The following is a 14,739-nucleotide window of genomic DNA, read 5'->3' as shown; positions in this document are numbered from 1 at the left end:
AAATGTGGAACAGGAGTTCAGCGCAAAGCGGCGATGGCGTCTACAGACTCACGAATCAGCGCCGGGCCTTTATAGATGAAGCCGGAATAGAGCTGCACCAGGCTGGCACCCGCGGCGATTTTCTCAGCCGCGTGCTTGCCTTCGGTAATGCCGCCCACGGCGATGATCGGCAAGCGACCGGCCAACTCGGCCGCCAGCACCTTAACGGTGTGGGTGCTCTTGTCACGAACCGGTGCGCCGGACAGACCGCCCGTCTCGTCGCCGTGCTCCATGCCTTCAACGCCGACGCGGCTCAGGGTGGTGTTGGTGGCGATCACCGCGTCCATCCCGGTTTCGATCAGCGCTTGCGCGACCTGAGCGGTTTCTTCGTCGGTCATGTCCGGCGCAATCTTGATCGCCAGTGGGACATGTTTGCCGTGGCGCAGCGCCAGTTCTGCCCGGCGCGTAGCCAGGTCAGCCAACAATTGCTTCAACGAATCGCCGAACTGCAGGCTACGCAGGCCCGGGGTATTCGGCGAACTGACGTTGACCGTCACGTAGCTGGCGTGGGCGTAGACCTTGTCCAGACAGATCAGGTAGTCGTCGACCGCCCGCTCAACCGGGGTATCGAAGTTTTTGCCGATATTGATACCCAGCACACCCTTGTACTGGGCCGCCGCCACTCGGGCCAGCAGATGATCGACGCCGAGGTTGTTGAACCCCATGCGGTTGATGATCGCCTCGGCATCCGGCAGACGGAAAATTCGTGGCTTCGGGTTGCCCGGCTGCGGACGCGGGGTGATGGTGCCGATTTCGACAAAACCAAAACCCAGTTGGGCAAAACCGTCGATGGCCGCGCCGTTCTTGTCCAGACCGGCCGCCAGACCTACCGGGTTCGGGAAGTCCAGGCCCATGACGGTCACCGGCATTTTCGCCGGTGCCTTGCACAGCAAGCCGTTGAGGCCCAAACGCCCGCCCGCGCCGATCAGGTCCAGGGACAGATCGTGGGAGGTTTCCGGGGAAAGTTTGAACAACAGCTGACGGGCCAGGGTGTACATGGGCGGCTTTGACTCTGGGCTACGAAAAGTGGCGGCGATTATAGCCGGGCATCGAGGTTGCAGGCGAGGCGCGCGACAAAATCAGTGAGCGATGGCATATGCCTTGCACCGTCACTGACATCAGCACTCATGCCAACGGCGGGATGAGTCGAAAGACAAAGGCGTCGTCACTTGGCCTTGCCCTGGCAAGCAGCCCGGTACGGCGCTTTTTTATGGAAGGTGTTTACAGATGATTGAAGTTCCAGCCAACCCTCTGGCCTGGGTCAACGGCAGCGATGCCCCGGAAAAGACCGAAATCAACCTCGGCTTCATGGCCCTCAGCGACTGCGCCTCCCTGGTGGTCGCGGCCACGCAGGGCTTCGCGCAACCTTATGGCCTGACCCTGAACCTCAAGCGCCAGCCGTCCTGGGCCAACCTGCGGGACAAACTGGTCAGTGGCGAACTTGACGCCGCCCACAGCCTGTACGGTTTGATCTACGCCGTGCATTTGGGCATCGGCGGTGTCGCGTCGACCGACATGGCGGTGCTCATGGGCCTGAATCAGAATGGCCAGAGCATCAATCTCTCCCATGGCTTACAGGCCCTGGGCGTGACCAGTCCTGAAGCACTCGACCGGCACGTGCACCAAAGTCGCCCAAAACTGACTTTCGCCCAGACATTTCCTACGGGCACTCACGCCATGTGGCTGTATTACTGGCTCGCGAGTCAGGGCATTCATCCGTTGCAGGACGTCGACAGCGTGGTGGTGCCGCCGCCGCAAATGGTCGCGCACCTGCAAGCCGGGCGCATCGACGGCTTCTGCGTCGGTGAGCCGTGGTCCGCCAGTGCGGTGCAGCAAAATCTGGGGTTCACGATGGCAACCACCCAGACCATCTGGCCCGATCACCCGGAAAAAGTCCTCGGTTGCACCCGCGCCTTTGTCGAGCAATACCCCAACACCGCAAGGGCGCTGGTGATGGCGGTTCTCGAAGCCAGCCGCTTCATCGAAGAAAGCACCGAGAATCGCCGCAGCACCGCGAAGCTGTTGAGTGCGCCCGAATACCTCGACGCGCCACTCGACTGCATCGCGCCGAGGCTGCTCGGTGACTACGCCGATGGCCTCGGTAATCGTTGGCAGGATCCGCACACCCTGCGTTTCCATGCGGACGGCGAGGTCAACCTGCCTTACTTGTCCGACGGCATGTGGTTCATGACCCAGTTCCGCCGCTGGGGTTTGTTGCGCGATGACCCGGACTATCTGGGCGTGGCCCGTCAGGTCCAGCAACTAGACTTGTATCGAGAGGCCGCCACGGCGGTGGGTGTAGCCGCCCTGGGTCAGGAAATGCGCAGCAGCCAGTTGATCGACGGCAAGGTCTGGGACGGCTTGGACCCCGCCGGCTATGCCCGCAGCTTCAAGCTGCACGCCATGAGCGACAGCTCACCCCTTCTCGCCAGCCGCTGACAGGAGACTGCGAATATGTTGCGTATCCTGCTGATCAACGACACCGCGAAGAAAGTCGGTCGCCTGAAGGCGGCGCTGACCGAAGCCGGGTTCGAGGTGATCGACGAGTCGGGCCTGACCATCGACCTGCCTGCGCGCGTCGAAACGGTGCGTCCGGATGTGATTTTGATCGATACCGAGTCACCGAGCCGCGATGTGATGGAGCAAGTGGTGCTCGTGAGCCGCGACCAACCGCGGCCGATTGTGATGTTTACCGATGAACATGACCCCGATGTGATGCGTCAGGCGATCAAGTCCGGGGTCAGTGCCTACATCGTCGAAGGCATCCACGCACAGCGTTTGCAGCCGATTCTCGACGTCGCCATGGCACGCTTTGAAAGCGACCAGGCCCTGCGCGCCCAACTCAACGCCCGTGACCAGCAACTGGCCGAGCGCAAGCGCATCGAGCTGGCCAAAGGGCTGTTGATGAAGATGAAGGACTGCAACGAGGAAGAGGCCTACACCCTGATGCGCCGCCAGGCGATGAGCCGGCAGCAGAAGCTGATTCAGGTGGCGGAGCAGATCATCGCCATGAGCGAGTTGCTTGGCTGAACCTCTGTGTCGCCTGATAGGACGCCATCGTCGGAACGCCGCCCGGAGCAAGCTCGCTCCCACACTTGATTTGTGTTCGACGCAATTCCCTTGTGGGAGCGAGCTCTCGCGAATGGCCGCACGTCGGTTTCACTTGTTGGCACAGATCTCGCTAGGTAATCACTACAGGTAACCAACGGCGGTTGCCCCACCTACGACAAAGACGTCGCTCACCTCATTTGCCCTTTGGCGAATCCGGTGGCGGCGTTTTTTTGTTTTGGCCCCACAGACCGGGGCCGGTGGTGCGGCCGATGCGGCGCCCCACCTGCAAGCTCATGACTCCTTCTCGAGACTCCTAACAGCTGAGGTGCGCGATGAATTCAAGCTTCTGGAAATCCGGCCATACCCCGACATTGTTCGCGGCCTTCCTCTATTTCGACCTGAGTTTCATGGTCTGGTACGTGCTTGGCCCACTGGCAGTGCAAATCGCCGCCGACTTGCACCTGACCACCCAACAGCGCGGGCTGGTGGTGGCCACGCCGATTCTGGCCGGGGCCGTGCTGCGCTTTGTGATGGGCTTGCTGGCTGATCGCCTGTCGCCAAAAACTGCCGGACTGATTGGCCAGGTGATCGTCATCTGCGCCCTGTTCGTCGCCTGGAAACACGGTATCCACAGCTACGAGCAGGCGCTGGTGCTGGGCCTGTTCCTCGGCATGGCCGGCGCGTCCTTCGCCGTCGCCCTGCCGCTGGCGTCGCAATGGTATCCGCCACAACACCAAGGCAAAGCCATGGGCATCGCCGGTGCCGGCAACTCGGGCACTGTGTTCGCCGCCCTGCTCGCCCCGGTCCTGGCCGCCGCATTTGGGTGGAGTAACGTGTTCGGCTTCGCCCTGATTCCGCTGATTCTGACGATCATCATCTTCGCCTGGTTGGCCAAAAACGCGCCTGAGCGGCCAAAAGCCAAGTCCATGTCCGACTACTTCAAGGCCTTGGGCGACCGCGACAGCTGGTGGTTCATGTTTTTCTACAGCGTGACCTTCGGCGGCTTCATTGGTCTGGCCAGCGCTCTGCCCGGCTATTTCAACGACCAATATGGCCTCAGCCCGGTGACTGCCGGCTATTACACCGCAGCCTGCGTGTTCGGCGGCAGTTTGATGCGTCCGTTGGGCGGCGCTCTGGCCGACCGTTTCGGTGGCATTCGCACCCTGCTGGGGATGTACACGGTGGCGGCGATATGTATTGCGGTGGTAGGTTTCAATCTGCCGAGTTCCTACGCGGCACTGGCACTTTTCGTCTGCACCATGCTCGGTTTGGGTGCAGGTAACGGCGCAGTTTTCCAATTGGTGCCACAGCGTTTTCGTCGGGAGATCGGTGTGATGACCGGTTTGATCGGTATGGCCGGCGGGATCGGTGGGTTTGCACTGGCAGCGGGCATGGGCGCGATCAAGCAAAGCACCGGCAGTTATCAACTGGCCTTGTGGTTGTTCGCCAGTCTTGGCGTTCTGGCCTGGTTCGGTCTGCACGGCGTGAAACGTCGCTGGAGAACCACGTGGGGTTCGGCAGCCGTGACCGCTGCTCGGGTCTGACGCCTCAATGAGCCTGCAACTGAGTTTTGCCGAAGCCAGCGCCATCGGCCCTCGCGAGGAGAATCAGGACGCCCTGCGCCTGGTGACCCCGGCCCCGGCGCTGGCGGCGAGCAAGGGTTACCTGTTCGCCATCGCCGATGGTGTCAGCCAGTGCGCTGATGGCGGTCTCGCCGCCCGCTCGACGTTGCAGGCCCTGGCGCTGGATTACTACGCTACACCGGAAACCTGGGGCGTCGCGCAGGCATTGGATCGCCTGCTGCTGGCACAAAATCGCTGGTTGCAGGCCAATGGTGGTGGGCAACCGTTGCTCACCACTGTCAGTGCTTTGGTGATGCGCGGTAGGCGTTTTACCTTGGCCCATGTTGGAGATTGCCGGGTTTATCGCTGGCATGCCGACACCTTGCAACGGGTCAGCGAGGATCACGTCTGGGACCAGCCGGGCATGCAGCATGTGCTCAAACGTGCGCTGGGGCTCGATCAGCATTTGGTGCTGGATTTTCTCGATGGCGAACTGCGGCTGAACGAAAGTTTCGTACTGCTCAGCGACGGCATTTGGGCCGTGCTGGGCGACACCGCGATTGCGGCAATTCTGCGCGATCAACCGAATCTGAACAGCGCGGCGCAGACCTTGGTCAGTGCGGCGCATCTGGCCGGCAGCCAGGACAACGCCAGCGCCTTGCTGGTGCGGGTCGATGCCCTCGGTGAAACGAGCATCGGCGATGCGTTGATTCATTTGCAGCAATGGCCGCTGCCGCCAGCACTGAAACCGGGTCAAACATTCGAGGGCTGGCAAGTCGAAGGCATACTCGCTCAGAGCCAGCAGTCGTTGCTCTATCGGGTACGCGATGGGCAACAACAACCCTGGCTGTTGAAAACCTTGCCCAGTGCGCTGCGCGACGATCACTTGGCCGGGCAAGCGTTGCTGTCGGAAGAATGGTTTCTCAAGCGCGTGGCCGGCCGGCATTTCCCTGAAGTCCATGCCGCCAGTCAGCGTCAGCATCTGTACTACGTGATGCGCGAATATTCCGGATCTACGTTGGCTGCGCTGCACGTAGATGTCGGACCGCTGCCTCTGCCGCAATGGCAGGATCTGGCCGAACGCCTGCTGCGAGCCGTTGGCATGCTGCATCGACGGCAAATTCTCCATCGCGATATCAAACCGGAGAACCTGCTGCTGGGGGACGACGGCGAATTACGCCTGCTCGACTTCGGTCTCGCCTACTGCCCCGGCCTGTCCGAAGATCAACCTTCTGCCCTGCCCGGAACGCCCAGCTATATCGCGCCGGAAGCCTTTCGCGGGGAAGCACCAACACCGCAACAGGACCTGTATGCCGTCGGCGTGACCTTGTACTTCCTGCTCACCGGGCATTATCCCTATGGCGAAATCGAAGCCTTCCAACGCCCCCGGTTTGGGGTTCCTGTCAGCGCCAATCGCTATCGACCCGACCTGCCGGAATGGATCGCGCAAAGTCTGGAGCGCGCCGTGACGGTGGATCCGGGTCAACGATTTGAAACGGCGGAAGAATGGTTGTTGCTGCTGGAACAGGGTGAACGACACAGTTTGAGCGTGCGACCCAGACCGTTGCTTGAGCGCGAGCCATTGAAGGTCTGGCGGACCTTGGCGCTGGCGTCATTGCTTTTGAATCTGGTGCTGTTGGTTGTGGCGCTCCATTAACGGGCAAGGCGCTTTGATTCGGTGCAATAAATCACACCCTTCGCTTTTAGACCGCGACCAAACCCAACAAACTCGGGACTCTGAGGAACTTGGCACAACCACTGCATTACCTCTCTCATCAACTATAAAGCCCAGCCTTCAACGACGAAGGATGCGCTTCCCGAGAGAACGGGACCAGGACAAAGGCGTCCTCGCTAGGCAACTAGCGGGACGCCTTTTTTTGTTTGCGCAAAATTTGTCGAGCAAGACCTGAAAGCCCTGATGAGGCGGGTCTGAGCTCCCCGGAGAACCTGATGAAAAAACTAAAACTGGTGATGATCGGCAACGGCATGGCCGGGGTTCGTACCCTGGAAGAGCTGCTCAAGCTGAGCAATGAGCTGTACGACATCACGGTCTTCGGCGCCGAACCCCATACCAACTACAACCGCATCCTGCTGTCGCCCGTGCTGGCCGGTGAACAGACCTTTGAAGACATCGTGCTGAACGATCTGGACTGGTACCTGGACAACAACATCAAGCTGATGTTGAACCGCAAAGTGGTGGAGATCGATCGGGTCAAACGCCGGGTAATCGCCGAAGACGGCAGCGAGGCCGAATACGATCGCCTGCTGATCGCCACCGGCTCGACCCCATTCATCCTGCCGATTCCCGGCAACACCTTGCACGGCGTGATCGGCTACCGCGACATCGCCGATACCCAGGTAATGATCGACACCGCGAAAACCCACAAGCACGCCGTTGTGATCGGTGGCGGCCTGCTCGGCCTGGAAGCCGCCAACGGCCTGATGCTGCGCGGCATGCACGTCACTGTGGTGCACATCGGTGAGTGGCTGCTGGAACGGCAACTGGACAAAACCAGCGGCCAGTTGCTGCAAACCGCCCTGGAAGCCCGTGGCCTGCACTTTCGTCTTTGCGAGCAAACCCAGGCCCTGCACGATGCCGGCAATGGCCGGGTCGGTTCGGTTGAGTTCAAGAATGGCGACATCATCCCCGCCGACCTGGTGGTGATGGCCGCGGGTATTCGCCCCAACACCGAACTCGCGGAAAAATCCGGCATCCCTTGCAACCGCGGGATTCTGGTCAACGACACCCTGCAAACCTACGACCCACGCATCTACGCCATCGGCGAATGCGCCAGTCACCGCGGCATCGCTTACGGCCTGGTGGCGCCGCTGTTCGAACAGGCCAAGGTCTGCGCCAACCACCTCGCTCAATTGGGCTTCGCCACTTACAAGGGCTCGGTAACGTCGACCAAATTAAAAGTCACCGGCATCGACCTGTTCTCCGCCGGCGACTTCATGGGCGGCGAAGGCACCGAAACCATCACCCTCTCCGACCCGATCGGCGGGGTCTACAAAAAACTGGTGATCAAGGATGACGTGCTGGTCGGGGCCTGTCTGTACGGCGATACGGCAGACGGTGGCTGGTATTTCCGGCAGATCCGTGAGAACCACGCCATCGACGAGATCCGCGATCACCTGATGTTTGGTGAAAACGCCTTGGGCGATGTAGGACACCAGGGCCAGGACAAAGCCATGAGCATGGCCGACACCGCCGAAGTCTGCGGCTGCAACGGCGTGTGCAAAGGCACCATCGTCAAGGCGATTCAGGAACACGGGTTGTTCAGCGTCGACGACGTCAAGAAACACACAAAAGCTGCCAGCTCCTGCGGCTCCTGCGCCGGCTTGGTGGAACAGATCCTGATCAACACCGTGGGCGGCGCAGCAGACGTCAAACCGAAAAGCGAAAAAGCCATCTGCGGTTGCAGCGACCTCAACCACGGGCAAATCCGCCAGGCCATCCGCGAGCAGCATCTGCTGACCATCGCCGGCACCATGAGCTATTTGAACTGGCGCACGCCGAACGGCTGCGCCACGTGCCGTCCGGCGCTCAACTACTACCTGATTTCCACCTGGCCGGGCGAAGCCAAGGACGATCCGCAATCGCGCCTGATCAATGAACGGGCCCACGCCAACATTCAGAAAGATGGCACTTACTCTGTAGTCCCACGGATGTGGGGCGGTGTGACCAATCCTTCGGAACTGCGGCGCATTGCCGACGTGGCCGACAAATACAACGTGCCAATGGTCAAGGTCACCGGCGGCCAGCGTATCGATTTGCTGGGGATCAAGAAGCAGGACCTGCCGGGCGTCTGGAAGGATCTCGACATGCCGTCCGGCCACGCCTACGGCAAATCCATCCGCACCGTGAAGACCTGCGTCGGCAGCGAGTTCTGCCGCTTCGGTACGCAAAATTCCACGCAACTGGGCATCGAGCTTGAGCACGACCTGTTCAACATGTGGTCGCCGCACAAAGTGAAACTGGCCGTCTCCGGTTGCCCACGCAACTGTTCGGAAGCGGGCATCAAGGACGTCGGAATTATCGGTGTGGATTCGGGCTGGGAGATGTACATCGGTGGCAACGGTGGGATCAAAACCGAAGTCGCGGAATTCTTCGTCAAGCTCAAGACCGCCGAAGAAGTGCGTGAATACAACGGCGCGTTCCTGCAGCTCTATCGCGAAGAAGCTTTCTACCTCGAACGCACCGTGCACTACCTGCAACGGGTCGGCATGGAACACATCAAGAAAGCCGTGCTGGAAGACCCGGAGCGGCGCAAGGCGCTCAACGATCGCTTGCAATTCTCCTTGTCGTTCGAACAGGACCCGTGGAAGGAACGCCTGGAACAACCGCTGCTGAAGAAAGAATTCGACGTCATCGCAGTGAAGAACCTGGAGGTGTCGGCATGAACTGGCTGGATATCTGCGCACTGGAAGAAATCAATGCCCTCGGCTCGCGGATCATCGCCGGCCCGAAAGGCGACATCGCGATTTTTCGTACCAGCGACGATGAGGTTTTCGCACTCGATGACCGCTGCCCGCACAAGGGCGGGCCACTGTCCCAAGGTTTGATCTACGGCAAACGGGTCGCCTGCCCGCTGCATAACTGGCAGATCGACCTGGAAACCGGCGAAGCCCAGGCCCCGGACATCGGTTGCGCTCACCACCATTCAGCACGGGTCGAGAATGGCCGGGTGTTGCTGGCCCTGCGGGAAGCAAGCTGATGAACCAGATCACCGCTTCCACCTGCTGCTATTGCGGGGTCGGCTGCGGCGTGCTGATCGAGCATGACGGCGAGCGCATTCTCGGCGTCAGCGGCGATCCGGCCCACCCGGCCAACTTCGGCAAACTGTGCAGTAAAGGCTCTACCTTGCACCTGACCGGCGACCTCGCGGCCCGGGCGTTGTATCCCGAGCTGCGCCTGGGCAAAGGCCTGGCCCGTAGCCGCACCGACTGGGACACCGCCCTCGATCACGCCGCCAGCGTTTTTGCCGAGACCATCGTCGAACACGGCCCGGACAGCGTGGCGTTCTACATTTCCGGGCAATTACTGACCGAGGATTACTACGCCTTCAACAAACTGGCGCGAGCGCTGGTGGGCACCAACAACATCGACAGCAATTCGCGCCTGTGCATGTCTTCGGCGGTGGTCGGTTACAAGCGCAGCCTGGGCGCTGACGCACCGCCGTGCAGCTACGAAGACCTGGAATTGAGCGACTGCGTGATGATCGTCGGCAGCAACATGGCCTACGCCCACCCGATACTTTTCCGTCGACTGGAGGAAGCGAAATCCCGCCGGCCGCAGATGAAAGTCATCGCCATCGACCCGCGTCGTACTGACACCTGCGATTTGGCTGACCTGCACCTGGCGATTCTGCCAGGCACCGATGTCGCCTTGTTCCATGGGATTTTGCACCTGCTGTTGTGGGAAGACTGGGTCGACCGCGACTTCATCAAGGCCCACACCGAAGGCTTGGCCGAACTGAAGAACCTGGTGCGCGATTACACGCCGCAGATGGTTTCGCAGCTCTGCGGGATCAGCGTCGAGCAACTGCAGCAATGCGCCAAATGGGTCGGCACCTCGAAGAGTTTTCTGTCGCTGTGGTGCATGGGGCTGAACCAGTCCACCGCTGGTAGCGCAAAGAACAGCGCACTGATCAACCTGCACCTGGCCACCGGGCAAATCGGCCGTCCCGGCGCAGGACCTTTCTCGCTGACCGGTCAGCCGAATGCCATGGGGGGTCGGGAAACCGGCAGTTTGTCGAACCTGCTGCCAGGCCATCGCGAAGCCGCCAATGCTGAACATCGCGCGGAAGTGGCCGCCTATTGGGGCGTTGACCAACTCCCCGAGAACACCGGGCTAACCGCCATTGAACTGTTCGAGCAGGTGCGTAGCGGGAAAATCAAGGCGCTGTGGATCGCTTGCACCAACCCCGCGCAGTCAATGCCAGATCAAACCGCCGTGCGCGCGGCACTGCAAGCCTGTCCGTTCGTGGTGCTGCAGGAAGCCTTTCGCACCACCGAAACCGCAGCGTTCGCTGACCTGTTGCTGCCCGCCGCCAGTTGGGGCGAAAAGGACGGCACGGTGACGAACTCCGAGCGGCGCATTTCCCACGTTCGTCGAGCCATCGTCGCACCGGGCGAAGCACGCTCCGACTGGGCGATCACCGTAGATTTCGCACAACGCCTGGAAAAACATCTGCGTCCGGGGCAAACCAGCCTGTTTACCTTTGAAACGCCGGCGCACGTCTTCGATGAGTACAAACAACTGACCCGCGGGCGTGATCTGGACTTGTCCGGCATCAGTCACGAGCTGATCGACCGCCTCGGCCCTCAACAATGGCCCTTCCCCACGGGTGCCAGCGAAGGCACGGCTCGGCTGTACCTGGACGGGATTTTCCCGACTGCCAGTGGACGTGCGCAATTCGTGGCCGACCCGTATCGCGCCGCCAAGGAACAACGCGATGCGCGCTTCCCGCTGACCCTGATCACTGGCCGCCTGCGGGATCAATGGCACGGCATGAGCCGCACCGGCACCGCCGCGCAGCTATTCGGCCACGTCAGCGAAGCAGTGTTGAGTCTGCACCCGGATGAACTGCGTCGGCATCGGCTGCAATCGGGCGACCTGGTCAGCCTGAAAAGTCGCCGTGGCGCGGTGATTGTCGCCGTCGGCAGCGACGACAGCGTGCGCCCGGGCCAGGCCTTTCTCCCCATGCATTGGGGTGACCGCTTCCTCAAGGGTGGCGTAAATGCACTCACCCAACCGGCTTTCGACCCATTGTCGAAACAACCCGAACTCAAGCACAGCGGCGTGCGCCTCGAATCGGTGCAACTGCCGTGGAACCTTTTCGCCCTGATCGAGGGTGATGTTCAACAGCATTTTGAGACGCTACGACCGCTCTGTGAGGCGTTTTCCTACGTTAGCCTCAGCTTGGCTGGCCGTGAACGCCCCGCGCTGCTGATACGCGCTGCCAGCACCGGCGCGCCAGATCCGCAACTGCTGCGTGATATCGATCAATGCCTAGGGCTCAACGACGGCCCGGTTTTGGCTTACGACGACCCACGGCGCTCCATCGGCAAACGCGTGCGGATCGAGAACGGTCGGATCACCGCGATTCGTCTGGCCGGCGAAACCCTCGCCCAACACTGGCTGCAAAGCCTGTGGCTCGAAGGTCGCGCCGATGAACAACTGCGGCGCTGGCTGCTGGCACCGCTGAGCGCACCACCGGGCAACGCCATTACACCGGCCGCCGGTAACAAAATCCTGTGCAACTGCAAAAACGTCAGCCAGAGCGCGGTCTGCGCAGGCATTAGTCGCGGCCTGGATCTGCAGGGTTTGAAACAAGAATTAGGCTGCGGCACGCAATGCGGTTCCTGCGTCCCGGAAATCAAGCGTTTGCTGGCCGCCACAGCGCAGCCGATCGCCGTCACCTCGTGAGGAAAACACTATGAGCGCAAAAGTCTGGCTGGTGGGTGCGGGCCCTGGGGATCCGGAATTGTTGACCCTCAAGGCTGTGCGAGCGTTGAGAGAAGCGGATGTGGTGCTGATCGATGACCTGGTCAACGACGCGGTGCTGGAGCATTGCCCGCAGGCGCGGATCATTCCCGTGGGCAAGCGCGGCGGCTGTCGCTCTACGCCTCAGGCGTTCATTCATCGCCTGATGCTGCGTTATACCCGCCACGGTAAATGCGTGGTGCGGCTAAAGGGCGGTGATCCGTGCATTTTCGGCCGTGGCGGTGAAGAGGCACAGTGGCTGCGTGAACGCGGCGTCGAGGTTGAGCTGGTCAACGGCATCACAGCCGGGCTTGCCGGCGCAACGCAATGCGATATTCCCTTGACCCTGCGGGGCGTCGCGCGGGGCGTGACGCTGGTCACCGCCCACACTCAGGATGGCAGCAGCTTGAACTGGCAAGCCCTGGCGCAAGGTGGCACGACGCTGGTGGTGTATATGGGTGTTGCAAAACTGAGCGAGATTCGTGAGCAGCTGCTGGCCGGCGGAATGGCGGCGGATACACCGGTGGCGATGATTGAAAATGCTTCCCTGCCACACCAACGGGAATGTCGGAGCGATCTGACAGCGATGGAAGAAGATGCCTACGCCTTTGAGCTGAAGAGTCCGGCAATCCTGGTCATCGGCGCGGTCGCGGCCTGTACAGAAGTATCCCTGTCGGTAGCTGATTTCCCCGCGAATGCAGTCAATCAGTCAGCCTGAGTCTCGCTGTTTCAACCCTGCCCTCACCAAATCGCAGACAAAGAAAAGCCCGGCCTAAGCCGGGCTTTTCAGAGCTGCGAACTAATTACTTAGCGTTAGCTTCTACCGACGCTTCTACGCGACGGTTTACAGCTTGGCCAGCTTTAGTAGCGTTGTCAGCAACTGGGCGGGATTCGCCGTAGCCAACAGACTGAACGCGGGTCGATTCAACACCGTACTGGTTGGTCAGAACTTGCTTAACGGCGTTTGCACGACGCTCGGACAGTTTCTGGTTGTAAGCGTCAGGACCGACGGAGTCAGTGTGACCTTCAACAGTAGTGCTGGTGGATGGGTACTGCTTCATGAAGTCAGCGAGGTTTTTGATGTCGCCGTAGCTGTTAGGCTTAACTACCGACTTGTCGAAGTCGAATTTCACGTCCAGCTCAACACGAACAACTTCAGCAACTGCTGGGCAGCCATCAGCGTCAACAGTTACGTTGGCTGGGGTGTCCGGGCACTTGTCAACGTTGTCGCACACGCCATCGTTGTCGCTGTCGGAGCAGACTTCGGCTGGTGCTGGAACTGGAGCAGCAGCAGGCTTGGAGCCGCCACCGAAGTTCACACCGATACCGACGCTTGGAGCCCACTCGGTGTCGCCCTGGTCGATGTTGTATTGAGCTTCAACGCCGGCACGGGCGTAGAAGTTGTCGGTGAAGTACAGCTTGGCACCGCCGCCAACGTTGGCGAAGGTGGAACCGTTACGACCGCTTTTGCCATTCTGGCCGATGCTTTGATCGGAGAAGCCAGCCGATACGTACGGACGCAGCATGTCGCCCGGGTTGTTGAAGTGGTACAGAGCGTCCAGAGCGGTATTAGCGCCCTTGATGTTACGACCGTCGTCGGAACGCACGTTATGCACTTCGTCGTAGGCCAGACGCAGTTCAACGTCGTCGGTCAGGAAGTAACCAACCGAACCACCGAAGAGGTTGCCGTTGTTCTTGAAGTTACGAGCGCTGTCGAATTGTTCTTTCTTGGCGAAGCCTTCGATTTCAACTGCGCCTTGGCCTTGTGCCAGAGCGCCGAACGAAGTGGCGGCAATCAAAGAACCAATGGCCAAGCCCAAGGTGTTTTTCAGTTTCATCCGTTAAATCCCCATCTGGTGATTGTGAAGCAGTCCCGCAAACCGGGGGACAACTCGGCGGCAAGTCTATCAGAACTTGCCTACACGTAAGAGATATTTGCGCCGAACTAAGTTTCAGCAATGCCTGCAAATTTCTCACGCAATTTATCTAGAGCACGTTTGTAACGCATTTTTGTCGCACTCAAACCCATGTGCATGATATCCGCGATCTCTTGAAATTCCAGCTCTGCGACAAATCGTAGCACCAGAATTTCACGGTCAATCGGGTTCACATACACCAACCAGCGATCAAGTCCACCCGCTTCCTCAGGTTTCGGCGCCTTTTCTTCAGACGCTTCCTCGAGGGGGTCCAGACTCAAAGCATCCATCAAGCGACGCTTTCGCCGTTCTTTCCGATACTGCGTGATGCATTCGTTGTACGTGATGCTATATAGCCACGTCTTGAACTTCGATTTACCTTCGAAGTTCTTCAGGCCATACAGCACCTTCAACATCACTTCCTGACAGACATCGTCTGCATCACGATCGTTCCCAAGATATCGCGCACAAACGTTAAATAATGTTCGCTGGTAACGCCGCATCAGTTCTTCATAGGCGCGCGTTACGTGAAACAGCTCGGTATGCGAGCGCGCGACCAACTCCTCATCAGAGAGCTCGCGGGGGTCGTAGCGCGTGGACAGCGATTGAGCTTTATTCAAAACAAGTCGGGCCGACAGTCAGGTCAATGTCCGCCGCGCCCTTTCAGGGCACTTTGCGGCGG

Annotated in this window: 11 protein-coding genes; 8 read left to right on the top strand and 3 right to left on the bottom strand. The window is 60.2% G+C overall.

Annotated features, from left to right (window positions below):
- Positions 1 to 17 precede the first annotated feature (17 nt).
- The gene (locus ACYZT7_RS11120; RefSeq protein WP_462041055.1) at positions 18 to 1,037 is read right to left on the bottom strand and encodes a quinone-dependent dihydroorotate dehydrogenase; all 1,020 of its coding nucleotides are present in this window, start codon (positions 1,035 to 1,037) and stop codon (positions 18 to 20) included.
- A 229-nt stretch (positions 1,038 to 1,266) separates the two neighbouring features.
- On the opposite strand from ACYZT7_RS11120, the gene ACYZT7_RS11115 reads away from it, so the two are divergent.
- The 8 genes from ACYZT7_RS11115 (at position 1,267) to cobA (ending at position 12,859) form a co-directional block, all read left to right on the top strand.
- Positions 1,267 to 2,478, top strand: a complete 1,212-nt coding sequence (locus tag ACYZT7_RS11115) for a CmpA/NrtA family ABC transporter substrate-binding protein (RefSeq protein WP_462041054.1) — start codon at positions 1,267 to 1,269, stop codon at positions 2,476 to 2,478.
- A 15-nt stretch (positions 2,479 to 2,493) separates the two neighbouring features.
- The gene (locus ACYZT7_RS11110) at positions 2,494 to 3,069 is read left to right on the top strand and encodes an ANTAR domain-containing response regulator (RefSeq protein ID WP_008146285.1); all 576 of its coding nucleotides are present in this window, start codon (positions 2,494 to 2,496) and stop codon (positions 3,067 to 3,069) included.
- Positions 3,070 to 3,422: 353 nt separating this feature from the next.
- Positions 3,423 to 4,634, top strand: a complete 1,212-nt coding sequence (locus tag ACYZT7_RS11105) for a nitrate/nitrite transporter (RefSeq protein ID WP_462041053.1) — start codon at positions 3,423 to 3,425, stop codon at positions 4,632 to 4,634.
- A 7-nt stretch (positions 4,635 to 4,641) separates the two neighbouring features.
- Positions 4,642 to 6,309 (top strand): protein kinase domain-containing protein, encoded by a 1,668-nt coding sequence (locus ACYZT7_RS11100; RefSeq protein ID WP_462041052.1) that lies wholly within the window; start codon positions 4,642 to 4,644, stop codon positions 6,307 to 6,309.
- Positions 6,310 to 6,602: 293 nt separating this feature from the next.
- The gene (gene nirB / locus ACYZT7_RS11095) at positions 6,603 to 9,056 is read left to right on the top strand and encodes a nitrite reductase large subunit NirB (RefSeq protein WP_462041051.1); all 2,454 of its coding nucleotides are present in this window, start codon (positions 6,603 to 6,605) and stop codon (positions 9,054 to 9,056) included.
- On the top strand, positions 9,053 to 9,370 hold the full coding sequence (gene nirD / locus ACYZT7_RS11090; RefSeq protein WP_008146292.1) for a nitrite reductase small subunit NirD: 318 nt from the start codon (positions 9,053 to 9,055) through the stop codon (positions 9,368 to 9,370). Before nirB ends, nirD begins: the two co-directional genes overlap by 4 nt.
- Positions 9,370 to 12,084 carry a nitrate reductase gene (locus ACYZT7_RS11085; protein WP_462041050.1) on the top strand — a complete coding sequence of 905 codons (2,715 nt, stop codon included), beginning with the start codon at positions 9,370 to 9,372 and terminating at the stop codon, positions 12,082 to 12,084. Before nirD ends, ACYZT7_RS11085 begins: the two co-directional genes overlap by 1 nt.
- A gap of 10 nt (positions 12,085 to 12,094) precedes the next feature.
- Positions 12,095 to 12,859, top strand: coding sequence for a uroporphyrinogen-III C-methyltransferase (gene cobA, locus ACYZT7_RS11080; protein ID WP_462041049.1), 765 nt, complete (start codon positions 12,095 to 12,097; stop codon positions 12,857 to 12,859).
- Between the two features lie 85 nt (positions 12,860 to 12,944).
- Here cobA and ACYZT7_RS11075 read toward each other — a convergent pair whose 3' ends face one another.
- Both ACYZT7_RS11075 and sigX read right to left on the bottom strand, forming a co-directional pair.
- Positions 12,945 to 13,979, bottom strand: coding sequence for an OmpA family protein (locus ACYZT7_RS11075; protein ID WP_462041048.1), 1,035 nt, complete (start codon positions 13,977 to 13,979; stop codon positions 12,945 to 12,947).
- Positions 13,980 to 14,086: 107 nt separating this feature from the next.
- Entirely contained in the window at positions 14,087 to 14,677 is a 591-nt protein-coding gene (gene sigX / locus ACYZT7_RS11070; protein WP_449644329.1) for an RNA polymerase sigma factor SigX, read from the bottom strand.
- Positions 14,678 to 14,739: the final 62 nt, after the last annotated feature.

Source organism: Pseudomonas sp. RT4P38 (assembly GCF_054897765.1).
This window is presented reverse-complemented; position numbering and strand designations above follow the sequence as displayed.